This is a genomic window from Pseudomonas sp. Irchel 3F3 (assembly GCF_900187545.1).
Taxonomy (GTDB): Bacteria; Pseudomonadota; Gammaproteobacteria; order Pseudomonadales; family Pseudomonadaceae; genus Aquipseudomonas; species Aquipseudomonas fortuita.
On sequence record NZ_FYDS01000001.1, the window covers coordinates 472960 to 498207 of the forward strand.

The window sequence follows — 25248 nt, forward strand, 5'->3', positions numbered from 1 at the left end:
GGCGCCCTTCATGCGTTGGATGATGCTGTTGCTGCTATGCCTGGGGCTACCGGCCTGGGCAGACCTGGACTACCGTCTCACGCCTCGGCAGATCGCCGAGGGCACCTGGTTGCTGGAGGGCAGCACCGACAACTTCGCCAAGGCCAATGGCGGCAATATCGTCAATACCGCGTTCATCGTCACCGACAGCGGCGTGGTGGTGATCGACAGCGGGCCGTCCAAACGCTACGGCGAAGCGTTGCGCCAGGCCATTGCAGCCACCACCGATAAGCCGGTGCTTGAAGTGCTGCTGACTCATCATCACCCTGACCATGTACTGGGTAACCAGGCGTTTGCCGATGTACCTGTCGGCGCTTTGGCCGGTACCGGCGACTTGCTGCGTCAGCAGGGCGAGGCCATGGCCGAGAACATGTACCGGCTGGTCGGCGACTGGATGCGCGGCACCGAAGTGGTGCTGCCGACCCGGGTCCTGCAGCCTGGTATCCACGAGGTGGGCGGGCACCGCCTGCGGTTGCTGGAGTTGAGCGGGCATACCGGCGCCGACCTGGCCATTCTGGATGAGAAGACCGGCGTGCTGTTCGCGGGCGATCTGGTGTTCTACGAGCGTGCCCTGACCACCCCCAACAGCCCGGGGCTTCAGGTGTGGCAAAAGGACTTGGACACCCTGCAAGCCTTGCCCTGGAAGCAGCTCGTGCCCGGCCACGGGCCGCTGGCCAGCGATGCCCGGCCGTTTGCACAGATGCGTGATTACCTGGGCTGGCTGGATGGGTTGATGCGCGACGGCGCGGCGCGTGGCGACGACATGGCCGAGATGATCCGCAGCCCCATCCCCGAACGCTTTGCCGGGATCAACCTGACCCGTTATGAGCTGATCCGCAGTGTCAGCCATCTGTATCCCCGCTACGAACGCCAACAACTGCAGCGCGTCGACGCCAACCCCTGACGCATTCCCCTGCAGGAGCGCAAGTCGAGGGGATGCGGCCCCGTACCAAGGAACTAGAAAACTCCGCACTGCGGGTAATTGTTGGCAACCGGGTCGGGACCAAGAATTCCCGGCACACCGGGAAATTTTCCCGGGCACAACAAAAAAACCAAAGGTAGCCGTCATGACCCGATCCCCGCGTCGCCCCTTGTTTGCCGTGAGCCTGGTGCTCAGCGCCATGCTGCTTGCCGGCGCGGCTCACGCCGCTGTCAGCAATGAAGAAATCCTCCAGGACCCGAAGAACCCGCAGCAGATCGTGACCAATGGCCTGGGCGTCCAGGGCCAGCGCTACAGCCCGCTGGACATGCTCAATGCCAACAACGTCAAGGAGCTGCGGCCGGTCTGGGCATTCTCCTTCGGCGGTGAGAAGCAGCGCGGCCAGCAGGCACAGCCGCTGATCAAGGACGGGGTGATGTACCTGACCGGTTCCTACTCGCGGGTGTTCGCCGTGGATGCCCGCACTGGCAAAAAACTGTGGCAATACGATGCACGCCTGCCGGATGACATCCGCCCTTGCTGCGATGTGATCAACCGCGGCGTGGCGCTGTACGGTGACCTGGTGTTCTTCGGCACCCTGGACGCCAAACTGGTCGCCCTGAACAAGGACACCGGCAAGGTGGTGTGGAGCAAGAAGGTGGCCGACCACAAGGAAGGCTATTCCATCAGCGCCGCGCCCATGATCGTCAACGGCAAGCTGATCACCGGCGTTGCCGGTGGCGAGTTCGGCGTGGTGGGCAAGATCCAGGCCTACAACCCCGAGAACGGCGAGCTGCTGTGGATGCGCCCGACCGTCGAAGGGCACATGGGCTATGTGTACAAGGACGGCAAGGCAATCGAAAACGGTATTTCCGGCGGCGAGGCGGGCAAGACCTGGCCCGGCGATTTGTGGAAAACCGGCGGCGCTGCGCCCTGGCTGGGCGGTTACTACGACCCGGAAACCAACCTGATCCTGTTCGGCACCGGCAACCCGGCACCGTGGAACTCGCACCTGCGCCCCGGTGACAACCTGTATTCCTCGTCGCGCCTGGCGCTGAACCCTGACGACGGCACCATCAAGTGGCACTTCCAGAGCACGCCGCATGACGGCTGGGACTTCGACGGCGTCAACGAACTGATTTCGTTCAACTACAAGGACGGCGGCAAGGAGGTCAAGGCTGCCGCCACGGCCGACCGCAACGGTTTCTTCTACGTGCTGGACCGCACCAACGGCAAGTTCATTCGCGGCTTCCCCTTCGTCGACAAGATCACCTGGGCCACCGGCCTGGACAAGGATGGCCGGCCGATCTACAACGACGCCAGCCGCCCAGGCGCACCCGGCAGCGAAGCCAAGGGCAGTTCGGTGTTCGTCGCCCCGGCCTTCCTCGGCGCCAAGAACTGGATGCCGATGGCCTACAACAAGGACACCGGGCTGTTCTACGTGCCTTCCAACGAGTGGGGCATGGACATCTGGAACGAAGGCATTGCCTACAAGAAAGGCGCAGCGTTCCTCGGCGCCGGCTTCACCATCAAGCCGCTCAACGAAGACTATATCGGCGTACTGCGTGCCATCGACCCGATCAGTGGCAAGGAAGTGTGGCGGCACAAGAACTACGCGCCGCTGTGGGGCGGGGTGCTGACCACCAAGGGCAACCTGGTGTTCACCGGCACGCCGGAAGGCTTCCTGCAGGCCTTCAACGCCAAGACCGGCGACAAGGTCTGGGAATTCCAGACCGGCTCCGGCGTGCTCGGTTCGCCCGTGACCTGGGAAATGGACGGCGAGCAATACGTGTCGGTGGTCTCTGGCTGGGGGGGCGCGGTACCGCTGTGGGGGGGCGAAGTGGCCAAGCGGGTCAAGGACTTCAACCAAGGCGGCATGCTCTGGACCTTCAAGCTGCCCAGGCAGCTGCAGCAAACGGCAAGCGCCAAGCCGTAAAGCAGTGGCCTGAGGCAAGCGGCCCTACTACCAAATGACGAGAGCCCCGCTGCCAACGATGCATTCGCCTGGCACGCGGGGCTTTTTACCATCGGTCCATCGCCTGTCGTGGGACAGGCATCGACCCGCAGAGGCTCAGCATGATCTACGCACAACCCGGAACCCCAGGCGCCGTCGTGTCCTTCAAGCCACGTTATGGCAACTTCATCAATGGCGAGTTCGTGCAGCCGTTGGCTGGCCAGTACTTCACCAACAGCTCGCCGGTCAATGGCCAGCCGATTGCCGAGTTCCCGCGTTCCACTGCCCAGGACGTCGACCGCGCCCTGGACGCCGCGCACGCAGCCGCCGAAGCCTGGGGCAAGACCTCGGTGCAAGACCGCGCCCTGGTGCTGCTGAAGATTGCCGACCGTATCGAACAGAACCTGGAAGTGCTGGCCGTCACCGAAAGCTGGGACAACGGCAAGGCGGTGCGCGAAACGCTCAATGCCGACGTGCCGCTGGCAGCGGACCACTTCCGCTATTTTGCCGGTTGCATCCGAGCCCAGGAGGGCGGCGCGGCCGAAATCAACGAGGGCACCGTGGCTTATCACATCCATGAGCCGCTGGGCGTGGTCGGGCAGATCATCCCCTGGAACTTCCCGCTGCTGATGGCTGCCTGGAAGCTTGCCCCGGCCCTGGCCGCCGGCAACTGTGTGGTGCTCAAGCCGGCCGAGCAGACGCCTCTGTCGATCACCATTTTTGCCGAGCTGGTCGCCGACCTGCTGCCGGCGGGCGTGTTGAACATCGTCCAGGGCTTCGGCCGTGAGGCCGGCGAAGCGCTGGCCACCAGCAAGCGCATCGCCAAGATCGCCTTTACCGGCTCTACGCCTGTGGGGTCGCACATCATGAAGTGCGCGGCCGAGAACATCATCCCGTCCACCGTCGAACTGGGCGGCAAGTCGCCGAACATCTTCTTCGAAGACATCATGCAGGCCGAGCCCGCGTTCATCGAGAAGGCCGCCGAGGGCCTGGTGCTGGCGTTCTTCAACCAGGGCGAAGTATGCACCTGCCCGTCCCGGGCGCTGATCCAGGAATCGATCTACCAGCCATTCATGGCCGAGGTGATGAAGAAGATCGCCAAGATAACGCGGGGCAACCCGCTGGACACCGAAACCATGGTGGGTGCCCAGGCCTCGGAGCAGCAATACGACAAGATTCTGTCCTATCTGCAGATTGCCAAGGAGGAGGGCGCGCAGCTGCTCACCGGCGGCGGTGCCGAGCAGCTGCAGGGCGACCTGGGCAGCGGTTACTACATCCAGCCGACCCTGCTCAAAGGCAACAACAAGATGCGTGTGTTCCAGGAAGAAATCTTCGGCCCGGTGGTGGGCGTGACCACCTTCAAGGACGAAGCCGAAGCGCTGGCAATTGCCAACGACACCGAGTTTGGCCTGGGCGCCGGCCTGTGGACCCGCGACATCAACCGCGCCTACCGCATGGGGCGCGGCATCAAGGCCGGCCGCGTGTGGACCAACTGCTACCACCTGTACCCGGCGCATGCAGCGTTTGGCGGCTACAAGAAGTCTGGCGTGGGCCGTGAAACCCACAAGATGATGCTCGATCACTACCAGCAGACCAAGAACCTGTTGGTAAGCTACGACATCAACCCGCTGGGCTTTTTCTAGACCGCGTCGCGGCCTCTTCGCGGGGATGCCCGCGAAGAGGCCGGCACAGGAGACAAACTCCCCTACCAACGCACCCCGCAAGCTCCTTCCAAAGTAGCATTCGGCCCTGGCGCCCCCCGTGCATTAATGCATCTACCGGACTCCCCCGGCACAACAAGAGGACTGCCCATGTGGAATAAACCCGCCTTTACCGACCTGCGCATCGGCTTTGAAGTGACGATGTACTTCGCCAATCGCTGATGTGCCACCCGGCCACTACGGTGGCCGGTTCCTCTGACTGCCCGTGGCTGAGCCAGTGCTGCTCATTGGTCTGGTTGCTTTCGCTGCGGGATGCTTTACGCTGGCGGTTACCTTCCAGAACAATAAGAACAGGCTTGCCAATGAGCCAGAGTTTCAGCCCGCTTCGCAAGTTCGTATCGCCTGAAATCATCTTTGGTGCCGGCTGCCGGCATAACGTCGCCAATTACGCGAAAACCTTCGGTGCCCGCAAGGTGCTGGTGGTCAGTGACCCGGGCGTTATCGCCGCCGGCTGGGTGGCGGACGTGGAGGCCAGCTTGCAGGCCCAGGGCATTGATTACTGCCTGTATACCGCCGTGTCGCCCAACCCGCGGGTCGAAGAGGTGATGCTCGGCGCCGAGATCTACCGGCAGAACCACTGTGACGTGATCGTCGCCGTCGGCGGCGGCAGCCCGATGGATTGCGGCAAGGCCATCGGCATCGTGGTTGCCCACGGGCGCAGCATCCTCGAATTCGAAGGCGTGGACATGATTCGCGTGCCCAGCCCGCCGCTGATCCTGATCCCGACCACGGCCGGCACCTCGGCGGATGTGTCGCAGTTCGTGATCATCTCCAACCAGCAGGAGCGCATGAAGTTCTCCATCGTCAGCAAGGCGGTGGTGCCGGACGTCTCACTGATTGACCCGCAAACCACCCTGAGCATGGACCCGTTCCTGTCGGCCTGCACCGGTATCGATGCGCTGGTGCATGCCATCGAAGCCTTTGTTTCCACCGGCCACGGCCCGCTGACCGACCCCCACGCGCTGGAAGCCATGCGCCTGATCAATGGCAACCTGGTAGAGATGATCGCCAACCCGGCCGATATCGGCCTGCGCGAGAAGATCATGCTGGGCAGCATGCAGGCGGGGCTGGCGTTTTCCAACGCGATTCTGGGTGCGGTTCACGCCATGTCCCACAGCCTGGGCGGCTTCCTCGACTTGCCTCATGGCTTGTGCAACGCGGTGCTGGTGGAGCACGTGGTGGCGTTCAACTACAGCTCGGCGCCGGAGCGCTTCAAAGTGATTGCCGAGGTATTCGGCATTGATTGCCGCGGCCTTAACCACCGGCAGATCTGCGGGCGCCTGGTGGAGCACCTGATTGCGCTGAAACACGCCATCGGTTTCCATGAAACCCTGGGGCTGCACGGCGTGCGCACGGCGGACATTCCGTTCCTGTCGCAACATGCGATGGGCGACCCGTGCATCCTGACCAACCCCCGTGCGTCGAGCCAGCGTGATGTCGAGGTGGTTTATGGCGAGGCCCTCTGAAGAACAGCAGCGCGCGCTGGCCGGGCTGTTGGGGCTGGGTGACCATTCGGCACGCAAAAGCCATTACCCGGAGCTGGCGGCCCGCCTTGACGAACTGGAAGCCGAACGCAACCGTTACAAATGGCTGTTCGAAAACGCCGTGCACGGGATTTTCCAGGCCAGCCTGCAGGACGGTATGCGTGCCGCCAACCCGGCGCTGGCGCGTATGCTCGGTTACGACGACCCGCAAGCGGTGCTGTTTTCCCTGACCGACCTGGCCGCCAACCTGTTTGACGGCGGTGCCGAAGAGTTGCAGGCGATTACTGCGGTTCTCGCCCGTGAGCGCAGCCTGCACGGTTACGAAACACGCTTGCGGCGCAAGGACGGCAGCCACCTTGATGTGCTGATGAACCTGCTGCTCAAGCCTGGGCAGGAGGGCCTGGTGGAGGGTTTTGTCGCCGACATCACCGAACGCAAGCTGGCGCAGCAACGCCTGCAACAGCTCAATGACGAGCTGGAGCAACGGGTTGCTGCGCGTACCGATGAATTGCTGGAGGCCCGCGATGCTGCAGAAGCTGCCAACCGCAGCAAGGACAAATACCTCGCTGCCGCCAGCCATGACCTGCTGCAACCGCTGAACGCCGCCCGCCTGCTGATCTCCACGTTGCGCGAGCGGCCATTGCCAGAGGCCGAGCATGTGCTGGTGGAGCGTACCCACCAGGCTCTTGAGGGCGCCGAAGACTTGCTGACCGACCTGCTGGACATTTCCCGGCTCGACCAGGCAGCGGTGAAGCCGGACGTGGCCGTGTACCGCCTCGACGAGTTGTTCGCACCCCTGGTCTCGGAGTTCCGCTCGGTGGCCGATGCGCAAGGCCTCAAGCTGCATGCGCGCATCCCGGACTGCGCCATCAGCACTGACCTGCGGCTGATGACACGTATCCTGCGCAACTTCCTCAGTAACGCCTGCCGCTACACCGACGAAGGCCGGATCTTGCTGGGGGCAAGGCGCCGGGGTGGCCATTTGCGGCTGGAAGTGTGGGATACCGGGCGGGGTATTGCCGAAGACCGGTTACAGGCGATCTTCCTTGAGTTCAACCAACTGGACGTCGGCCGCGCAGCGGATCGCAAGGGCGTGGGGCTGGGGTTGGCCATCGTCGAGCGGATTGCCAAGATTCTCGGCTACCGGATTGAGGTACGTTCGTGGCCGGGGCGTGGCTCGGTGTTCAGCATCGAGGTCCCGCTGGGTAAAGAGGTGCCGCTGGCCGCTCACCAGGCTGTGCCGCTGCCAAGCGTCGGCAACCCGTTACCGGGCCGCCGCCTGTTGGTACTGGACAACGAAGTGAGCATCCTCGAGAGCATGGGCGCGCTGCTTGGGCAGTGGGGCTGCGAAGTGGTGACCGCGACCGACCAGGCCGGTGCCTTGCTGGCCTTGCAGGGGCAGGCCCCGGAACTGATCCTGGCCGACTACCACCTGGACCATGGCGTGGTGGGTTGCGAGGTGGTCAGGTATTTGCGTGAGCATTTTGCCACCGCCATACCTGCGGTGATCATCACCGCCGACCGCAGCGATCAATGCCGGCGGGGCTTGCAGAAACTGGGCGCGCCGCTTTTGAACAAACCGGTCAAGCCTGGGAAATTGCGCGCGGTATTGAGCCAGTTGCTGGGGTAAACCCATGCGGCATGGCACAGGCCTGCTTGGTGCTTTGCGGGAGCGGCCTTTTATTGCGACAGGGCCACGCCTAAAGTTCAGTGCATGCCTCTTTCACCAGCCAGTCGATCAATACCTGCAGGCGTCTGGGCATCGGGTCATGATGCGGGTAGACCAGGTAATAGCCATAGTGGGGGGTGTCGACGAACCCCCCGAACGGCAAGACCAGCTCACCTCGTGCAATGCGATCCTTGACCAGTTGTTCCCGGCCGATGGCGATGCCTACGTGATTCAGGGCGGCGAGCGTGCAGAGGTCGGAGCGATCGAATGTGAGGAACCGGCGCGCAAGGCTGACGCCAGCGCCTGTGGTGTTCGCCCAGAGTTGCCATTCTGCATCGAATGCAGCGTTGTCCCAGGCTGCTACGTCATGCAGGGTGGTGCAGTGATCCAGCGGTTGCAGGTCGCCGTTCAATGCATGGGTTTCTGCGTAACGGGGGGAGCACACCGGGGCGATCCGCTCGTTCATCAAGTGAATGCTCTGCAGGCCGGGATGATGGCCATCCGAATAACACAGGACCAGGTCGATCTTGCGTGTGCGGTAATCGATGCTCTCGTTGCCCACCCTGATATCCAGCTGAATATCAGGGTAGCGGGCGGTGAACTGCGCCAGCCGCGGCACCAGCCAGCACTGTGCTACTGAGGGGCGAACGTAAAACGTCAGCTGGCCGGCGATCTCGGCGTGAGCGCGTTCCTGCACGGCCTCGCTGAGCTCATCCATGGTCCGCTGCATGACCGCGAACAGGCGCTCGCCGTCTTCGCTAAGGCGGACCTTGCGCGGCATGCGGTGGAACAGCTTGAGCGCCAGCTCATCTTCCAGGCGATTGATGCGATGGCTGACGGCACTGGCCGTCAGGCATAGCTCATCGGCGGCGCGTGAGAAGCTCAAGTGCCGTGCGGCCACCAGAAAGACATGCAGGCTGCCCAGGTGCGAGCCATTGAGTTTCACGGCGCCGCCGCCGGGCTTTTTCATTGTTCAATCCTTCCTGCGCAGTTCACTGATTGCGGTTACAGGCTAGCCTGCGTGCTGCGCCCTTTCGCCAGATAAGCGTTGAATTCCTCCTCCGGCACCATGCTGCCACCCGTCCCCCAGACGAGGTGGGTAGCCTGCTGCAGCTGGGCTGGCGTGAAGCCCTGGCGAGCCAGGTACTCGCCTGCTTGCAGCACCCGTAGCATACCGGGTACGCCTGCCAGGGCAGAGGGTTCGAGTTTGACCTTGTCCTGCTCATGGGCAATTACCATCAAGCGGTACAGGGCTTCGTCAGTCACGGTGTAGTAACCATCGATAAGCCGCTGCATGGCTTTGCCGACAAACCCTGATGGGCGTCCGACCGCCAGGCCGTCGGCGGCGGTGATGTTGTCGATGCCGAAGTCCTGCACGCTGGTTTCATCATGCAGGCCGGTGTACACCCCCAGCAGCATGCAAGGGGAGTGGGTGGGTTCGGCAAAGACGCAGTGCACCGCATCGCCGAACACCAGCTTCAGGCCGAATGCGACACCGCCTGGGCCGCCCCCTACGCCGCACGGCAGGTACACGAACAACGGGTGATCTGCGTTCACCTGGATACCCGCCTGCTCGAATTGCCGTGCCAACCGTTCGGCGGCCACGGCATAGCCGAGAAACAGCTGCGGGGAGTTTTCGTCGTCGACAAAGTAACAGCTGGGGTCTGATGCCGCCTGCTGGCGGCCTTGCTCGACCGCCACGCTGTAGTCGCAGGCGTGTTCGACCACCGTGACGCCGTTGGCACGCAGCTTGTCCTTTTTCCATTGCCTGGCGTCAGACGACATGTGCACGCTCACCTGGAAGCCCAGTTTGGCGCTCATGATGCCAATCGATAGCCCCAGGTTGCCGGTCGATCCTACGGCGATCTTGTACTGGCTGAAGAATGCGCGGGCCTGGTCGCTTGCCAGTTTCGTGTAGTCATCCGCTGGCGTGATCAGGCCGGCAGCCAGGGCCAGGTCCTCGGCGTGCTTGAGCACTTCATGGATGCCGCCCCGGGCTTTGATCGAACCGGAGATCGGCAAGTCGCTGTCCGCCTTGAGCCACAGGCTGCCTGCGTTCTGCAGCGATCCTTCCTCGACAAGCAGCTGGCGCAGCTGTGGCAGCGGGGTAATGTGCGACTCGATGACCCCGCCGGCTGCTGCCGTCTCGGGGAACACGGTGGCCAGGTAAGGCGCGAACCGTTGCAGCCGCGCGCTGGTGGCTTGCACGTCGGCCGCTGTAAGGCCCACATCGTGCAGGGCTTCTGCTGCCTTGGCGATGCCAGGGTTGAACCAGCTGGTTTGTTTCAGGGCAACCAGCTCGGCGATGATCGGGTGGCTTTGTTGCCAGGCTTCCAGGGTTTTTCCGTGAATCATGATTTCACCTGTAGTGCGGTATGTGCAGAGTAGATCAGACAATCTTTGAAAGGAGCAGGGTCAGGCACAAGGCGACTACCGAGGCCAGCACTGTCGCGGCAGTGAATTTTTTCAATGCATCACTCAGGGAAAGGCCCAGGTATTCCTTCACCACCCAGAACGCCGAGTCGGTGATGTGGGTCCAGCCTATGGCGCCGGCACCGATGGCGATCACCAGGATTTCCCGGTTGTATTCCGGGTGCTGGCCAAGGATCGGCATGACCATGCCAGCCGCGCTGATCATCGCGACGGTGGCCGAGCCAACGGCAAAGTGCATGATCCCGGCGATCAACCAGGCGAGGATGATCGGGTTGAGCTGCGTCTGGTTGAGCACATCGGCCAGTGCCTTGCCGATGCCGCTGCCCACGAGCATGTCATTGAAGGCACCGCCTGCACCGATGATCAGCAGAATGCCGGCCAGGGGAGGGAAACAGCGCTGGGTCAGGCTCAGCAGGTCTGCCATATCAAGGCCGCGACGCAAGCCCAGGGCCCAGTAGGCAAACACCACTGACAACGTCAGGGCAATCAGTGGGCTGCCCAAAAAGGCCACCCACTCGTACAGTGCATCGCCCTTGTCCAGGACCGTGACGGCCAATGTTTTGCCCACCATCAACACCAGCGGCAGCAGTACGGTGGTGAGTGTGATGCCGAACGCGGGCATTGCCTGTTCTTCTGCTGGGGTCACCGTGCGTGCAGACAAAAAGGCCTGCTGGGAGTCGCTGGCTTCGCGTCTACAGGTAAAGCGAACCCACACCGGGCCCGCGATGATAGCGGTTGGAAGGCCAACGATCAGGCCGTACAGGATGACAGTACCGATATCCGCATTGAGCATGCCGGTGATGGCCGTGGCGGCCGGGTGTGGCGGGAGAATGCAGTGCACCACCATCAGCGAGGTGGCCAGCGGCACGCCGAGGTACAGCATGCTGATGCGGGTTTGCCGTGCGACCACGTAGATCAACGGAATCAGCAGGACAAAGCCAATCTCGAAGAACACCGGGATGCCGGCGATGAAGCCGACGAGCATCATTGCCCATGAAGCATTGCGTTCACCCAGCCTGTTCAATAGCGTGGTGGCGATGCGCCTGGCGCCTCCGGATTCCTCCAGCAATTTGCCGAGGATACTGCCCAGGCCGATGATGCCGGCAAGAAAACCCAGCGTGCTGCCCATGCCTTTCTCGAAGGCGGCCACGATTGCCGTGGGTGCCATGCCGGTGCCGACACCCACTACCAGGCTGGCGGCCATCAAGGCCAGAAAGGGGTGTACTTTAAGCTTGCTGATCATGACCACGATCAGGAGTATCGCAGTGCCCAGGACGAGTAATGAGAACGTTGGAGTCATCGTGTGGTTATCTCTATCGCTGATCGCTTCCGTGCGAGCTTCTTGTTGGTTTGCACCCATTAGATTTCAGCGATTTGATCGACTCAAACGATCACTCCTCACCCCATAGGTGAGCCCATGTCATGCATGGCGCAGGCACTCAATGCCGTGCCGACAAGCCACAATTCAACGCTGCCACCGCAACCGCCAGTGCCGCCCCGGCATAGGCCCAGATCGCCGGTACCTGGGGCAGCAATACCCCCGCAAGCATCGGCCCGAGCCCGGCGCCGATGTCGCGCCATATGGCATTGCCGGCCAAGGCCTGGATGCGTTGTTGCGGGTTGCGCAGGGCGACCAGTGTCATCACCAGCGGCAGTTGCAGGGCACGCAGCACCAGTACGAAGAAGGCGCCGATGAACAGCCAGTGGCTGCCAAACAGCAGCAGCGCCATCGACGTGGCCAGTGACAGCACTACCAGCATGCGCAGCGGCCCGAAGCGGTCGGCCAGGCGCCCACCGAAGGGGCTGAAGAGCATTTCGCTCAGGTAGCGCACCGCCATCAGCACACCCGCTGCCAGCACGCCGGACTCACCCAGATGGGTTTGTGCGTACAGCGAAAGGCCAAAAATGAACAGGCCGTCCAGGGTCACCCCTTCGATGAAGGACCAGGTGGCAATGCTGTCTGGCAGGCGCAGGCGTCGGCCACCCCGGCTGGCAACCGGGTGGCCGGTGCTGGGCAGGGCACGCGCACGCCACAGCCCGAACAGGGCACTGATGCAGAGCACGAAGAACACACTGCGCGGGCCATAGGCCTGAGCCATCAGTGCGCCTAGCGGCAAGGCCAGCATTGGCCCGATGGAAATGCTCGCCCGTGAACGCCCGGCACGCCGCGCCGCGCCTTGTGCTTCAGCGGTGGCGAGGGTCTGGGTGCTGAGGTTGAAGGTGGCAAAGCACAGGCCCCAGACCAGGCGCAGCACCAGCAGCGCGGCGAAACCGGTCAGCACCGCATTGCCCAATGCACACACGGCGGCGGCGAAGGCGGCAAGGCTGCACGCCGCGCGGTCACCATGGCGAGCGTAGAAGCGCACAACCCAGCCGTAGCCGATGATGCGCACCAGGCGGTTGGCCGCCAGCAGAATGCCAGCCTCGGCCAGGGTCACGCCGAAATCGGCTGCGTACATCGGCAGCAGCAGGTAGAGCAGAACGTCACTGGGCAGGCACAGGCTGAGCACCTGGGCGGCATTGCGGGAGTCTTGGTCGGCGCGGTGGGTTTGCACCGGTGTGGCAGCGGACGACATGACAGCCTCGTGACAGGGGTGAGGGGGGCAGGATAACCCACAGCGTCTCGAATATTGCACATTGGCTTCACTGACGTGTTGCCTGTAATGGCCTCTTCGCGGGCTTGCCCGCTCCCACAGGTACTGTGCAAATATTCAAGATTGTGATGATCCTGTGGGGGCGGGCGAGCCCGCGAAGAGGCCGGTACAGGCACCAGAGGATCTGAACAGTTTGCTCATTCAGCCATAAGGCGGCGCTGGCAGTTCGGCCAGCAGGTTTTTCAGACCGTCACTCCACTGCCTGCGAATCTGCTGGTAATAGGCATCGTCGCTGGTAATGCGCTTGGGCGTCATGCTTTCCAGGCTGTTAGTGCGGTACACCAGCAAGTCCAGCGGCATGCCCACCGACAGGTTGCTGCGGATGGTGGAGTCGAACGAAATCAGGCCGCAGCGCAGCGCTTCATCAAGCGGCGTGCGGTAATCCAGGTTACGGTCCAGTATTGGCCTGCCGTACTTGCTTTCACCCAGCTGCAGGAACGGCGTATCCGGCGTGGCCTGGAAGAAGTTGCCTTGCGCGTAGACGTTGTAGATGGCCATGGGCCCACCGGCTATCTGGCCGCCGACAATGAATGAGCTGCTCAGGTCGATGTCGGCCGTCAGCTTGCTGCGGTCTCGGCTGACCACTTCACGCAGGGTGTCGGCAACCAGCACCGTTGCATCGTACAGCGTGGCAACGTTCTGCAGGTGGGGGCCGCTGCCTTGGGTGCGCTGGCGCAGCAGGTTCACCACCGATTGCGAGGTTGCCAGGTTGCCGGCGGTCTGCAGCACGATCAGCCGCTCGCCCGGTACGCTGAAGATGAACAATTTGGCAAAGGTGGAGATCTGGTCGATGCCGGCATTGGTGCGTGAGTCGCTGATGAAGACAAGCCCGTCCTCCAGGTGCATGGCGACACAGTAAGTCATGGGGTTTCCCTTGTGTTGCGTGTGGGGTGATCTTGCCGCAAACGCGCGGCAAGATCGGCCTGCAGCAAACCCGTCACTGGCGGTGCACGTGGACGCTGGCCTGCATCGCTTCGGCGCCACCGCCGCGGCGTACGCCCCTGACCGGGCAGGCGTCCAGGTAGTCCAGGCCCACTGCCAGTTTCAGGTGACGTTCTGGGCGTGTCAGGCGGTTGGTGATGTCGAAGCTGTACCAGGCCTGGTCAACCCAGGCTTCGGCCCAGGCATGGCTGGCCAGGTGCTGTTCGTCCTCGGTGCACAGGTAACCAGACACATAGCGTGCCGGTACCCCAAGGCTGCGGGCGCAGGCCAGGAAGGCGTGGGTGTGATCCTGGCACACGCCGGCGCCACCGCTGAATGCTTCGATGGCCGTGGTGCCCACCGAAGTCGCCCCAGGGCTGTAGGGCATGTGCTCGGCCAGGCCTTGCATCAGCCCGATCAGCGCTGCCCGGTCGCGGTGGCTGCCGCATTGCCTGGCGGCAAATGCGATGAGCGCGCCATCGGCCTGGGTCAGGTGGCTGCCGCGCAGGAAGGGCAGGGGGGACTGCTCTTCGGCTTCGTGTTCGCAGTCCGGGTCGATCTCGACCTGGCCGCGGGCAGTCAGCGCCAGGTGGCCATGGGGTTTGTCCAGGGTCAGTACATGCAGGATGTTGCCATAGGGGTCGATCTGGCTCCTGACCTTGCAAGGCAGGTCCAGTTGCCAATCATTGATGCGCTGGCGTTCACTGCTACGCGGGGTCAGGCGCAGAAACTGAATGCTGTTGCTCACATCGCTGGCGTAGCTGTAGGTGGTGTCGTGGCGGATGGACAGTTTCATACGACCTCCAGGTAGGAGTGATGGACGGCCTGGCCCAACTGGTTGATGCGGCCGATGAAGTCGCTCAGCCAAGGGTGGAGGCCTGCGTCGAGTATTTCGTCGATGGCGGTGTAGCGCAGGCGCGCGTTCAGCTCGGCGGCCATGCGTTGGGCGGCGCGGCCGCTGCTGCCCGGCAGGCCGGCCAGGATCAGGTCCAGCTCCTCGATGCAGGCATGCAGTGAACGCGGCACGTCCACCCTCAGCAACAGCAGCTCGGACACCGGCCGGGCACTGGGCGCGGCGCGGTAGAGCTCGTTGAAGGCTTCGTACGAGGTCAGCGCGCGCAGCAAGGCGCTCCACTGGTAGTAGCCGCGGGCGGAGCTGTCGCTGACCTCTTCGGAGGCCTCGCCGAACATTTCGTAGCGCGCATCGAGCAGGCGCAGGGTGTTGTCCGCGCGCTCCAGGAAGGTGCCCAGGCGAATGAAGCTGTAGGCGTCGTTGCGCATGATGGTGCCGGATGTCGCGCCGCGGAACAGGTGCGAGCGTTCCTTGACCCAGTCGCAGAACTGGCTGATGCCGTAGCGGCCAAGCCCATTGCTGGCGATGTTGCGCATTTCGATCCAGGTGGCGTTGATGTTCTCCCACATGTCGGCGGTGATCCGGCCACGCACCGCATGGGCGTTGGTCCTGGCGGCCTGCAGGCAGCAATAGATGCTGCTGGGGTTGGTCGCATCCAGGGCGAAGAAGTGCAGCATGCGCTCGGTGTCGAGCTCGGTGTGGCGGCGGATGTAGTCGTCCAGCGTGCCAGAAGCCAGCAGCGACATCGCCAGCTCGGCATGGCCGTCGCTACGCCCGGCCTGGGGCATCAGTGACAGCGAATAACTGACCTCAAGCATGCGCGCGAGGTTTTCTGCACGTTCCAGGTAGCGGGACATCCAGTACAGGTCGGAAGCGGTTCGCGAAAGCATGGTTCAGTCCTCCACCACCCAGGTGTCCTTGGTGCCGCCGCCCTGCGACGAGTTGACCACCAGCGAGCCTTCCTGCAAGGCCACGCGGGTCAGCCCGCCGGGCACCAGGCGGGTTTCGCTGCCCGACAGCACGAACGGGCGCAGGTCGATGTGGCGCGGCGCGATGCCGCTGTCGACGAAGGTGGGGCAGGTCGACAGGCACAAGGTGGGTTGCGCGATATAGGCGTGCGGGCGGGCTTTGATCCGCGCGCGGAAATCCTCGATCTGGGCGCTGGTCGATGCTGGCCCCACCAACATGCCATAGCCGCCGGAGCCCTGGGTTTCCTTGACCACCAGCTCGGGCAGGTGGGCCAGCACATGGGACAGGTCTGCGGGTTTGCGGCACTGCCAGGTCGGCACGTTGTTGAGGATCGGCTCTTCGCTCAGGTAGAAACGGATCATGTCGTCCACATACGGGTAGATCGACTTGTCGTCGGCCACGCCCGTGCCGACGGCGTTGGCCAGCACCACATTGCCGGCGCGGTAAACCGAGATAAGGCCCGGTACGCCCAGCGTCGAGTCAGGGTTGAAGGACAGCGGGTCGAGGTAGTCGTCGTCCAGCCGGCGGTAGATCACGTCCACCTGCTGGGGGCCGGCCGTGGTGCGCATGTAGACATGCTCGTCACGCACGAACAGGTCTGCACCTTCGACCAGCTCGATGCCCATTTCCCGGGCCAGGAACGCATGCTCGAAGTAGGCGCTGTTGAAACGGCCGGGGGTGAGCAGTACGGCAGTGGGGTTGTCCAGCGGGCTGGCGCTCTTGAGCGTGTCCAGCAGCAGGTTGGGGTAGTGGTCGATGGGCGCGATACGCTGGGCGGCAAACAGTTCGGGGAACAGGCGCATCATCATCTTGCGGTCTTCGAGCATGTAGCTGACGCCGCTGGGGGTCCGCAGGTTGTCTTCCAGCACGAAATAGCTGCCATCGCCGTCACGCACCAGGTCGACACCGGCGATATGGGCATACAGCCCACGGTGCAGGTCCAGGCCCTGCATGGCGATCTGGTAGCCCTCGTTGGCCAGTACCTGCTCAGGCGGGATGATGCCGGCCTTGAGGATGCGCTGGTCGTGGTAGATGTCCTGCAGGAACAGGTTAAGGGCCTGCACTCGCTGGATACAGCCACGCTCGACCGTGCGCCACTCGCTGGCGCGGATGCTGCGCGGGATGATATCGAAGGGGATCAGGCGCTCGGTGTCCTGGCTATCGCCGTACAAAGTGAAGGTGATACCTGCACGGTGAAACAGCAGGTCGGCCTCGCGCCGGCGCTGTTCCAGCAGCTCCAGCGGGGTGTTGGCCAGCCAGCGGGCGAACTCCTGGTAATGCGGGCGGCAACTGCCGTTCGCTTCGTACATTTCATTGAAAAAAGCCCGGGACATACCCACTCCTTGCCGCCGTCGCCGGCAGCTCATTGCGTTTCTCTAGCGGTCTTCTGGGTGTGGCCTTGCTGGTTGATGGGCGCTGTGTCTCGTGTGAGCCTCTGTTGCGTTTGATTGCCTGTGCCTTGCGCACAAACAGCCTTTGCAATGACAGTGCCGAAAACGCTTGGCAGTGCCGGGAATGCGGGAAATGCGAGGGGCATTGCGGACCGGCGCTGTCGGGGGGCTCTGGCCGATGCATCAAAAAAGGGCGGTTTTGATCAGGGAGAGGGTTTTGAACCGAGATGGGGCACGGGCCGGTGCCTGGCGGGGAAAAAAGGAAGTGTTCCGGGTGCATGTCTTGGGGTTTATGTGATGCGTATATCGAGCGCCGCGCGGGCGGCGCTCGATCGCACAGGCGCTGAAAACCCCCAGGCGAGCGCCTCAAGGCCCTCAACGCCCTCAAAGGCAGGCGTAAACCACCAGTTCCACCAGCATTTCTTCGCGGGCCAACCCTGCCACCACGATCGCCGCGCGGTTAGGGTAGGGGGCCTGGAAATAGTCGGTATACAGGCTGTTGACGGTAGCCAGGTATTTACGGTCGGTCACGTAGATCAGCACCTGGGTCACGGCATCCAGCGAGCTACCGGCGGCTTCCAGGGTATGGCGCAGGTTGTCCAGTGTCTGGCGGGCCTGCGCCTCGATGCCGCCTTCCACGACTTGCCCCTGTGCATCGATGGGTATCTGGGCGGTGTAGAGCGTGCCATTGCCCACCACTGCCCATTCCAGAGGGGCTCTGGAGGCGAACAGCTCGGTCTTGATTGCATGTTTCATGGGGTGATTTCCTGAGTGTTTAACCGCTTCAGTCAGCATCGCTGCCGCCGCCTGCGCCATGGCGGCGCGAGGTATCGGTGCTTTCGACGAGGATGTTTTCGGCCAGCTGCTTGAGCCGTTGCCAGGTGTGTTCGTTGACTGTAAAGCCTTGCTGCAAGGTGCTCTGCGCAGGGGCGCACGCCGGTGCGGTCTGGCCAGGCCGGCTGAACAGCACCGTGACGCTTTGCTCGGCCGCATCCATGGCGCCGGGCCGGCCTTCGCTGCGCAGGTCCGGGCGCTGGACGCCGGCGGTAAAGTCGGCCATGTGGCACTGACGGGCGTCTTCCCAGCGGGCTTGCACGTGCAGCCCCAGCACCGCTGCCCGGCTCAGGTACCCCAGCAGCAGCAAGCGGTTGTGGCAGTGCCGGATGCGCAGTTCGGCCTGACCACAGCGCATGGCCTTGGCTGCCGCCAGCTCCACCACTGTCGCAGCGCAGCGCAGCACGCTCTGGCCTTTGGCGTCGATTACCAGCAGGGCGCTATCCTCATGGCACAGGGTGTACGGCTGGGCAGCTTCGGCTTGCAGGTAGAGCAGGGCTTTTTCCAGCGCACCAACGCCATCCAGACCCTGCAGTTGCAGCCAGCCCACCAGCTCGGCGGCATCCTCGCAGTCGCCAGCGGCAAAGCCCATGCCTTCGAATGCCTTGCGGCACATCACCTGTATTTCGTTCAGCGATACGCGCATGGTCAAAGCTCCCCTTGCGGCATGACCGCAAAATTCCAGTCGTCTGCGAACGGCTGGCCGATGTCACTCACCAACGGTGCGCCTTGGAACAGGGTAATACGTACCCAGCGGCTGGACTTGGGGTCGAACTTGCCCGCGCCGAAAAACGCCAGTTTGCAGCGCAACAGGTGAATCGGCAGCATGTCGCGGGCCAACAGGTTGGCGCGGATTTCACCGTAGGCAGTCTGTGCCATGCCTTGCAGGCGGCGCACTGTGCCTTTGAACGCCGGTTGCGCGATCAGGAAGTGCGCGGTCAACGCCTGAGGCTCTAGCAGCAGGTGTTGCAGCAGCGCGGCATGGCACTGCTGGAGATTGCGGGCAATGCCCAGCTGCATTTCTTTGTCGGCCCCCGGTTCCTCGGCGCGCATGCCCAGGCGCGGCTCCTCTTTTTCGGCCGAGCGGTACCAGAAGAAGTGCTCGGCATCCACCGCACCGAAGTCGTAGCCCAGCGCCCAGCCGTACTGCTGCTCTATCAGCTGGCGCAGTTGCTCAAGGGGCATTTGGGCATCCAGCTGCCAGCTTTCGTTGACACCCATGTGCTCGGCCAGGGGCGTGACCTGCGCCGGGTACAGCTCCAGCAGCAAGCTTGCCAGCAGCTCCTGGCAGCCCACCCCGGTGTGCGCCTGCGCCCAGGCCTGCAAACGCGGCCAAAGGCCCTCGCCGGCGGCTTGCGCGTCTAGCCAGGTGGCCACCAACGCAAGCTCGGTCACGGTTTGCCGGTTTTGCTCCTGCTGGCGCTGGTCTTCGGTCTGAGTCTGGATCACGTGCACGCGGGCCCGCGCCAGCAAGCCCTGCAGGCGCGCCAGCTGGTCAGGTTCGGCCGCCTGCGCCAACACCACGGCCAGTGCCGTTTCCCGCGTGTGGATCCAGCGTTCCACCAGTTGCGGGTGGTTGATCAGGAACGGTGCCATGCCCAGCCCGGTCGCGTTGCCGACCCCCAGGTAGCGTTGCAGGGCCGGCGCCAGTTGCACTGCCCGTTGTGGGTCGAGTGCCTGGGCCATGTGGTTGATCTGCTCGATGCTGAAGTGGCGCAGCAGGTAGACCGTGAACATCTGCGCGCTGAACGGCTGGTTGAAGTCCGGGTTGTCTTGCAGGCAGCCAAAGTCGGCGATGCCGAACTTGCCGTTGCCGTAAACCGCAGTGGTGCGATACAGGTAGCCGACTTCAGCCAGTTGCTGTGGGTCGGGCTGGCGGCCTTGCGCCAGCGCCGTCAGAAACCGGTCGAAATTGCGCAAGCTACGGTTGGCCCGTGACAGCACCAGCACGCGGGCATCGAAGCGGCCAGCCTCCTGCAGCGGCACGTTGCGCTGCAGGTCGGCCAGTTGCGCCGCATCGACATCGCCATTGACCAGCACGAAGGTGACGTCCCACTGGTCGGCGATCACCCGGTCGCTGCGCTTTTCTGGCGGCAGGTAGGCCGAGAAGATCACGCAGTGGTAATGGCCATTCGGCGTGTCGATGCGGTAGATCGCGGTGCCGAAGCCTTGGCCGTCAAGGTCGAAGCAACAGCGCTGGATGCGCCAGTGCTGCTGCATCATCCGGCGCATGCTGCTGCGCACGAAGCTCAGCGGGCTCTGGAAGTGGCTGCCCAGCCGGGCCAGATCCATGACCTGGCTGGCAGGGCGCAACACCGGTATTGCAGGCACGTTGGCGGACATTGTTGTTGTACCTGGATGGATCATGTTCAGACGCCTTGTTCGCGGGCCATGTGCCGGGCGATGCGCACTGCATCCCACAACGCTGGCAGGATCACCAGCGACACCGGCACTGCGGTAATGACAATGAAGGACTGCAGGGCCGTCACACCGCCTGCGCCGATGGTGATCAGTACCACCGCCGCCAGGCCCATGCCGATGGCCCAGAAACCGCACAGCCATTTCTTGGGTTTATCGTTGCTGGACATCGCCAGCGCCACGGTGAAGGCCATGGCGTCGCCATTGGTGGCCACCGAGATGAAGCTCAGGAACAGGAACAACGCGCTGATCAGGCCTCCCAGTGGCAGGTTCTGCGTCACCCCCAGCAGCAGGTCTTCGGGCTGGGCGCCATGGGCGGTGACGATGCCTGGCGTTTGCAGCTCCAGGCCGATACCGGTGCCGCCGACCACGGTGAACCAGAACATGGTCACCAGCGGCGCGATGATCGACAGTGTCATGATGATCTCGCGAATGGTGCGGCCGCGCGAGATACGCGCGACGTACAGTGCCACCATAGGTGCGTAGCCGATGAACCAGCCCCAGTAGAACACCGTCCACCAGTCCAGCCACTTGGGGTCGGCGCGGAACATTGCCATCGGCAGGAAGTGTTCCACATGCAGGGCAAAGGCCGCCGGGAAACCGCCGAGGATGAACAGCGTCGGCCCGAACACCACCATGAACAGCGCCAGGCCGATCATCAGCCAGACGTTGATCTCGCTGACAAAGCGGATGCCTTTGAGGCCCACCAGGCATGAGACGGTGTACATGGCCGTGACCAGCACAATGGTCAGCGACTGGGTGACGATATCGTTAGGCAAGCCCCACACCGCATGCATGGCGCTGCTGATCTGCAGGCCGAGAAAGCCGATCGGGCCGATGGTGCCGGCCACCACGGCGATGATCGAGCTGGCGTCGGCCAGGGTGCCGATCGGGCCTTTGAGCGCCCGCTCGCCGAACAGCGGGTAAAGCAGGGTGCGCGGCGCCAGCGGCAGGCCTTTGTCGTAGTGCAGGTGCATCAGCACGATCGCCAGCAGGCTGCCCAGCACGGCCCAGGCCAGAAAGCCCCAGTGCACGAACGATTGCGCCAGTGCCGCGGTCGCTGCAGCTTCGCTGTGCGGTTGCAGGCCGGCGAAGAAGGGCGGCGGGCTGGCAAAGTGCATCAAGGGTTCGGCAGCGGCCCAGAAGGCGCCGCCACCTGCCAGCAGGGCGCACATGATGACGGCGATCCAGTTGAAGGTGCTGATGTCGGGGCGTTGGGTAACGCCGCCCAGGCGTACGCGCCCGCTTCTGGAAAAGCCGATGAACAGGCTGACGGCGAAGGTTGCCAGCATCAGCACTTGCCAGTAGAGGCCAAAGAACCTGGTCGACCAGGCGAACAGCGTGTTGACCAGCGCCGACACGCTGTCGATGTCGATCAGCGCCGCCAGCAGGAAGGCGCCGAGGAAGCCGCCGCTGATCAGGAACAATGGCCAGTCGATGTCGCGTGCCATTGGCAGGCCCATGGCCTGGCCTTCAGCCTGCAGGGTGGTTGGGTTTTTCATGAAGCCTCCGGAACCTGCGATTGTTGTTATTGTTGATGCTGTCCGTGCAAGGGGCTCAGGCCTGTGCCGTGGTGGCGGTTTCCAGCAGGCGCAACCAGTTCAGCCCCATGATGTTGGCCACGTCCTGTTCGGCAAAGCCACGGGCGCGCAGGCCCTGGGCGATGTTGCCGAAATCGCGGCTGTCGCGGAACCACTGCAAGGGCGCAGGCCAGTTGGCGTTGTCCTTGGAGCCTTCGCCGTAGTCCTTGTCCTTGCTCCAGCGGCCGTTGCGCATCCATTCCAGCACGGCCAGCGGTTGCGCCTGGCACAAGTCGGTGCCGATGCCGATATGCGCCACGCCCATCAGGTCGGCGGTGCGCGCGACCATGTCGCAGAAGCTTTCCAGGCTGCACTGCGAAGCACCCTTGAGGTGGAACGGGTAGGTGCTGAAGCCCAGCAGCCCACCTGATGCTGCGATCCCGCGCAGCACCGCATCGGACTTGTTGCGTTTGGCGGCGTGGAAGCTGGCCGGGTTGGCGTGGGAGATGATCACCGGTCGGCTGGACAGCTCGATCGCCTCCAGGGTGCTGCGCTCGGCGCTGTGGGACATGTCGATGAGCATGCCGACCCGGTTCATTTCGGCGATCACCTGGCGGCCAAAGCGGCTGATGCCGTTGTCTTCGCGCTCATAGCAGCCGCTGGCCAGCAGGCTCTGGTTGTTGTAGGTCAGTTGCATGACAAACACCCCGAGCTGGCGGAAGACCTCCACCAGGGCGATGTCGTCCTCGATCGGCGAGCAGTTCTGGAAACCGAAGAAAATCCCCACCCGGCCTTCCTCGTGCGCCAGGCGGATGTCGCTGGCCGTGCGCACCGGGCGGATCAGCTCGGGCCAGGTCTCGAAGCGGCGGTTCCATTCACCCAGGCGTGACAGGGTTTCGCGGGCGTTTTCGTGGTAGGCGATGGTGGCGTGTACCGCACTCAGGCCACCGGCCTGCATCTGCTGGAAAATTTCCGGGCTCCAGTTGGAGTACTGCAGGCCGTCGATCATCAAAAGGTCATGCATGGCGTGTACTCCTTCAGGGCCGCAGGTAGGTGGTCTTGACCACGGTGTAGAAGTCACGGGCGTACTGGCCCTGCTCCCGTGGGCCGAAACTCGAAGCTTTGCGGCCGCCGAACGGCACGTGGTAGTCGGTACCGGCGGTCGGGAGATTGACCATCACGCAGCCGGTCTGGGCACGGCGCTTGAAGTGGCTGGCGTGGCGCAGCGACTGGGTGATGATGCCGGCGGTAAGGCCGTATTCGGTGTCGTTGAGCGTGGCCAGCGCCTCTTCGAAGTCACGTACGCGGATCACGCACGCGATGGGGCCGAACACCTCCTCGCGGTTGATGCGCATGTCGTTGCGGCTGTCGATGAACAGCGCCGGGCGCATGTAGTAGCCGTCGCTCTCCAGTTGCAGGCGTTCGCCACCTTCGATCAGGGTGGCGCCTTCGGCCTGCGCCAGCTGCAGATAGGCCAGGTTCTGTTCCAGCTGGCGCGCGTCGGCAACCGGGCCGATCTGCACGCCGGCCTCCAGGGCATGGCCGACCTTGAGCTGGCGCATGCGCTGGCGCAGGGCCTCGACGAAACGGTCGTGGATGGCGTCGCACACGATCAGCCGTGAAGACGCGGTGCACTTCTGCCCGGTGCCGAAGAAGGCGCCGTTGAGGGCGCATTCCACGGCCAGTTCGAGGTCGGCGTCATCCATGACCACCAAGGCATTCTTGCTGCCCATTTCCAGCTGGCAGCGCACCAGGTTACCTGCGGTGGCGACCGCCACGCGCCGGCCAGTCTGCAGCGAACCGGTGAACGTCAGGGCATCGATGTCAGCGGACTGCACCAGCGCCTCGCCGACGTCGGCGCCGCTGCCCATCACCAGGTTGAAGGTGCCGCTGGGCAGGCTCTGGCGGCTGATGATCTCGGTGAGTGCCCAGGCGCTGGCCGGCACCAGGTTGGCCGGCTTGAACACCACGGCGTTGCCGAAGGCCAGGGCCGGGGCGATTTTCCAGGCGGCGGTGGCCATGGGGAAGTTCCACGGGGTAATGATGCCCACCACACCCACCGGTTCGCGATGCACTTCGATGTCGATCCCGGCGCGCACCGAGGCGGCGGTCTCGCCCATCTGGCGCAGTACTTCGGCGGCGTAGTAATGGAAGAACTGGCCGCTGCGGTTGACCTCGCCGATGCCTTCGGCCAGGGGCTTGCCTTCTTCTCGCGAGAGCAGCTCGCCGAGCTCCTGCTTGCGCGCAATCAGTTCATCGCCGATGGCCATCAGCACTTGCTGGCGGGCTTCCAGGCCGCTGGCGGCCCACAGGGGCTGTGCGGCACGGGCGGCCTGGATGGCCTGGCGGACCTGTTCGGCGCTGGCCTGCTGGTACTGGCCGATCAGGTCGCCGGTGTCCGAGGGGCTGTAGTTTCCCAGGGTGGTGTGGCCTTCGCACCACTGGCCATCAATGTAGTTGTTGTAGGGCTTGTGTGACATGGATGAACGCCTCTGTTTGCATGGCATTCATGATGCGAGCAATATGCAGCAAATAAAAATTAATAAAAAAAATGCTTTGATAAGGAATGCTAACCATGTTGCCCGAGCTGAAGATCGCCCAGTTGCGCTACTTCGTACTGGTCGCTGAACTCAAGAGCTTCCATGCGGCCGCCCGACAGGCCTTTCGCACCCAGCCGGCGATATCCCTGGCCGTGCGTGAGCTGGAGCAAAAGCTGGGGCAGGCACTGGTCGAGAAGGGTGGGGGGCGGGTAGAGCTGACGCCATTCGGCGAGCATTGCCTGCCGTTGTTTCGCGGCTTGATCGAGCACCATGACCGCATTGCCCGTGAAGCCACGCTGCTTGCCCGGCATGAAATCGGCCAGGTCAGCATCGCCACCGTGCCTTCAGTGGCCAGCCGCATGCTGCCAGGGCCGCTGGCCCGCTTCGTGGCCGCGCACCCGAACGTACAGGTCAGCATCCAGGATGGCACGGCCGAACGTGTGCAGCAGTTGCTGGCCCAAGGGCAGGTGGATTTCGGCATCAGCAGCCTGTGGGTGGACGATGAGCAGCTCGAATTCGCCCCGATCGTGAATGATCAGGTGGGCGTCGTGTGCCGCAGTGACCACCCGTTGGCGCAGGCGGGTGATGCCCTGCACTGGGCGCAGTTGCAGGGCGAGCCGATGATTCGCAATGGCACCTCGCAACTGCTGGCCGGCACCGAGGCCGAGGGGTTGCTGACGCACAGCCGGCTGTTCATTTCCAACATGATTTCGTTGATCGCCATGCTGGAGGAGGGGGTGGGCATCAGCACGCTGCCATACCTCGCCTTTCCGCAGGAGAACGAAAAGCTGGCGTTCGTACCGCTTGTGGAGCCCAAGGTCGAGCGGTATATCGGCATGCTCACCCGCAAGGGGCGCAGCTTGTCACCTGCGGCAGGGGCATTGATGGCGTTTCTGCAGGTGCAGCTGGCCCAAGCCGGCTGAGCCTGC

21 protein-coding genes are annotated in these 25248 nt (G+C 63.5%); 7 read left to right on the forward strand and 14 right to left on the reverse strand.

Annotated features, from left to right (window positions below):
• The first annotated feature begins 10 nt into the window (after positions 1-10).
• The 6 genes from CKW35_RS02185 to CKW35_RS02210 all read left to right on the forward strand — a co-directional run bounded on the left by CKW35_RS02185 (position 11) and on the right by CKW35_RS02210 (position 7747).
• Complete coding sequence (locus CKW35_RS02185; RefSeq protein WP_016486186.1) at positions 11-943, forward strand: quinoprotein relay system zinc metallohydrolase 1; 933 nt, start codon at positions 11-13, stop codon at positions 941-943.
• A gap of 163 nt (positions 944-1106) precedes the next feature.
• Positions 1107-2894 carry a PQQ-dependent alcohol dehydrogenase PedH gene (gene pedH, locus CKW35_RS02190; protein WP_016486187.1) on the forward strand — a complete coding sequence of 596 codons (1788 nt, stop codon included), beginning with the start codon at positions 1107-1109 and terminating at the stop codon, positions 2892-2894.
• 140 nt (positions 2895-3034) lie between these two features.
• A complete protein-coding gene (locus CKW35_RS02195) occupies positions 3035-4555 on the forward strand; it encodes an aldehyde dehydrogenase family protein (protein WP_016486188.1) in 1521 nt (506 codons plus the stop codon).
• A gap of 168 nt (positions 4556-4723) precedes the next feature.
• On the forward strand, positions 4724-4795 hold the full coding sequence (pqqA, locus tag CKW35_RS02200) for a pyrroloquinoline quinone precursor peptide PqqA (RefSeq protein WP_010455123.1): 72 nt from the start codon (positions 4724-4726) through the stop codon (positions 4793-4795).
• Positions 4796-4935: 140 nt separating this feature from the next.
• A complete protein-coding gene (gene ercA / locus CKW35_RS02205) occupies positions 4936-6099 on the forward strand; it encodes an alcohol dehydrogenase-like regulatory protein ErcA (RefSeq protein WP_016486189.1) in 1164 nt (387 codons plus the stop codon).
• Complete coding sequence (locus CKW35_RS02210; RefSeq protein ID WP_016486190.1) at positions 6083-7747, forward strand: NahK/ErcS family hybrid sensor histidine kinase/response regulator; 1665 nt, start codon at positions 6083-6085, stop codon at positions 7745-7747. The genes ercA and CKW35_RS02210 overlap by 17 nt, the downstream gene beginning before the upstream one ends.
• A gap of 70 nt (positions 7748-7817) precedes the next feature.
• Here CKW35_RS02210 and dsdC read toward each other — a convergent pair whose 3' ends face one another.
• The 14 genes from dsdC to CKW35_RS02280 all read right to left on the reverse strand — a co-directional run bounded on the left by dsdC (position 7818) and on the right by CKW35_RS02280 (position 24259).
• Entirely contained in the window at positions 7818-8756 is a 939-nt protein-coding gene (dsdC, locus tag CKW35_RS02215; RefSeq protein ID WP_016486191.1) for a DNA-binding transcriptional regulator DsdC, read from the reverse strand.
• A 35-nt stretch (positions 8757-8791) separates the two neighbouring features.
• Positions 8792-10141 (reverse strand): D-serine ammonia-lyase, encoded by a 1350-nt coding sequence (locus CKW35_RS02220; protein ID WP_060516754.1) that lies wholly within the window; start codon positions 10139-10141, stop codon positions 8792-8794.
• A 34-nt stretch (positions 10142-10175) separates the two neighbouring features.
• Positions 10176-11519 (reverse strand): gluconate:H+ symporter, encoded by a 1344-nt coding sequence (locus tag CKW35_RS02225; protein ID WP_095114909.1) that lies wholly within the window; start codon positions 11517-11519, stop codon positions 10176-10178.
• 139 nt (positions 11520-11658) lie between these two features.
• The gene (locus CKW35_RS02230; protein ID WP_070086342.1) at positions 11659-12795 is read right to left on the reverse strand and encodes an MFS transporter; all 1137 of its coding nucleotides are present in this window, start codon (positions 12793-12795) and stop codon (positions 11659-11661) included.
• Between the two features lie 219 nt (positions 12796-13014).
• Entirely contained in the window at positions 13015-13737 is a 723-nt protein-coding gene (locus CKW35_RS02235; RefSeq protein ID WP_016486195.1) for a peptidase, read from the reverse strand.
• Positions 13738-13810: 73 nt separating this feature from the next.
• On the reverse strand, positions 13811-14590 hold the full coding sequence (locus tag CKW35_RS02240) for a transglutaminase family protein (RefSeq protein WP_095114910.1): 780 nt from the start codon (positions 14588-14590) through the stop codon (positions 13811-13813).
• A complete protein-coding gene (locus tag CKW35_RS02245; protein WP_016486197.1) occupies positions 14587-15537 on the reverse strand; it encodes an alpha-E domain-containing protein in 951 nt (316 codons plus the stop codon). Before CKW35_RS02245 ends, CKW35_RS02240 begins: the two co-directional genes overlap by 4 nt.
• A gap of 3 nt (positions 15538-15540) precedes the next feature.
• Positions 15541-16950, reverse strand: coding sequence for a circularly permuted type 2 ATP-grasp protein (locus tag CKW35_RS02250; RefSeq protein WP_016486198.1), 1410 nt, complete (start codon positions 16948-16950; stop codon positions 15541-15543).
• A 441-nt stretch (positions 16951-17391) separates the two neighbouring features.
• Positions 17392-17763 (reverse strand): RidA family protein, encoded by a 372-nt coding sequence (locus tag CKW35_RS02255; protein WP_095114911.1) that lies wholly within the window; start codon positions 17761-17763, stop codon positions 17392-17394.
• A gap of 28 nt (positions 17764-17791) precedes the next feature.
• Positions 17792-18487 carry a DUF3726 domain-containing protein gene (locus CKW35_RS02260; protein ID WP_095114912.1) on the reverse strand — a complete coding sequence of 232 codons (696 nt, stop codon included), beginning with the start codon at positions 18485-18487 and terminating at the stop codon, positions 17792-17794.
• A 2-nt stretch (positions 18488-18489) separates the two neighbouring features.
• Entirely contained in the window at positions 18490-20184 is a 1695-nt protein-coding gene (locus tag CKW35_RS02265) for a hypothetical protein (protein WP_095114913.1), read from the reverse strand.
• 26 nt (positions 20185-20210) lie between these two features.
• On the reverse strand, positions 20211-21761 hold the full coding sequence (locus CKW35_RS02270) for a BCCT family transporter (RefSeq protein ID WP_016486202.1): 1551 nt from the start codon (positions 21759-21761) through the stop codon (positions 20211-20213).
• A gap of 55 nt (positions 21762-21816) precedes the next feature.
• A complete protein-coding gene (locus CKW35_RS02275; RefSeq protein WP_016486203.1) occupies positions 21817-22803 on the reverse strand; it encodes a dipeptidase in 987 nt (328 codons plus the stop codon).
• A 13-nt stretch (positions 22804-22816) separates the two neighbouring features.
• Positions 22817-24259 (reverse strand): aldehyde dehydrogenase family protein, encoded by a 1443-nt coding sequence (locus CKW35_RS02280; RefSeq protein ID WP_016486204.1) that lies wholly within the window; start codon positions 24257-24259, stop codon positions 22817-22819.
• A gap of 95 nt (positions 24260-24354) precedes the next feature.
• Here CKW35_RS02280 and CKW35_RS02285 point away from each other — a divergent pair, with 95 nt between their 5' ends.
• Complete coding sequence (locus CKW35_RS02285; RefSeq protein WP_095114914.1) at positions 24355-25242, forward strand: LysR family transcriptional regulator; 888 nt, start codon at positions 24355-24357, stop codon at positions 25240-25242.
• The last annotated feature ends 6 nt before the right edge of the window (positions 25243-25248 follow it).

Excerpts from the sequence above, each read along its gene's own strand:
- CKW35_RS02270 (WP_016486202.1), bottom strand. The coding sequence starts at position 21,761 with ATGAAAAACCCAACCACCCTGCAGGCTGAAGGCCAGGCCATGGGCCTG.
- CKW35_RS02220 (WP_060516754.1), bottom strand. The coding sequence starts at position 10,141 with ATGATTCACGGAAAAACCCTGGAAGCCTGGCAACAAAGCCACCCGATC.
- CKW35_RS02195 (WP_016486188.1), top strand. The coding sequence starts at position 3,035 with ATGATCTACGCACAACCCGGAACCCCAGGCGCCGTCGTGTCCTTCAAG.
- CKW35_RS02260 (WP_095114912.1), bottom strand. The coding sequence starts at position 18,487 with ATGCGCGTATCGCTGAACGAAATACAGGTGATGTGCCGCAAGGCATTC.
- CKW35_RS02225 (WP_095114909.1), bottom strand. The coding sequence starts at position 11,519 with ATGACTCCAACGTTCTCATTACTCGTCCTGGGCACTGCGATACTCCTG.
- CKW35_RS02240 (WP_095114910.1), bottom strand. The coding sequence starts at position 14,590 with ATGAAACTGTCCATCCGCCACGACACCACCTACAGCTACGCCAGCGAT.
- pedH (WP_016486187.1), top strand. The coding sequence starts at position 1,107 with ATGACCCGATCCCCGCGTCGCCCCTTGTTTGCCGTGAGCCTGGTGCTC.
- CKW35_RS02230 (WP_070086342.1), bottom strand. The coding sequence starts at position 12,795 with ATGTCGTCCGCTGCCACACCGGTGCAAACCCACCGCGCCGACCAAGAC.
- CKW35_RS02280 (WP_016486204.1), bottom strand. The coding sequence starts at position 24,259 with ATGTCACACAAGCCCTACAACAACTACATTGATGGCCAGTGGTGCGAA.
- ercA (WP_016486189.1), top strand. The coding sequence starts at position 4,936 with ATGAGCCAGAGTTTCAGCCCGCTTCGCAAGTTCGTATCGCCTGAAATC.
- CKW35_RS02235 (WP_016486195.1), bottom strand. The coding sequence starts at position 13,737 with ATGACTTACTGTGTCGCCATGCACCTGGAGGACGGGCTTGTCTTCATC.
- CKW35_RS02255 (WP_095114911.1), bottom strand. The coding sequence starts at position 17,763 with ATGAAACATGCAATCAAGACCGAGCTGTTCGCCTCCAGAGCCCCTCTG.
- dsdC (WP_016486191.1), bottom strand. The coding sequence starts at position 8,756 with ATGAAAAAGCCCGGCGGCGGCGCCGTGAAACTCAATGGCTCGCACCTG.
- CKW35_RS02245 (WP_016486197.1), bottom strand. The coding sequence starts at position 15,537 with ATGCTTTCGCGAACCGCTTCCGACCTGTACTGGATGTCCCGCTACCTG.
- CKW35_RS02185 (WP_016486186.1), top strand. The coding sequence starts at position 11 with ATGCGTTGGATGATGCTGTTGCTGCTATGCCTGGGGCTACCGGCCTGG.
- CKW35_RS02275 (WP_016486203.1), bottom strand. The coding sequence starts at position 22,803 with ATGCATGACCTTTTGATGATCGACGGCCTGCAGTACTCCAACTGGAGC.
- CKW35_RS02285 (WP_095114914.1), top strand. The coding sequence starts at position 24,355 with ATGTTGCCCGAGCTGAAGATCGCCCAGTTGCGCTACTTCGTACTGGTC.
- CKW35_RS02265 (WP_095114913.1), bottom strand. The coding sequence starts at position 20,184 with ATGTCCGCCAACGTGCCTGCAATACCGGTGTTGCGCCCTGCCAGCCAG.
- CKW35_RS02250 (WP_016486198.1), bottom strand. The coding sequence starts at position 16,950 with ATGTCCCGGGCTTTTTTCAATGAAATGTACGAAGCGAACGGCAGTTGC.
- CKW35_RS02210 (WP_016486190.1), top strand. The coding sequence starts at position 6,083 with ATGGCGAGGCCCTCTGAAGAACAGCAGCGCGCGCTGGCCGGGCTGTTG.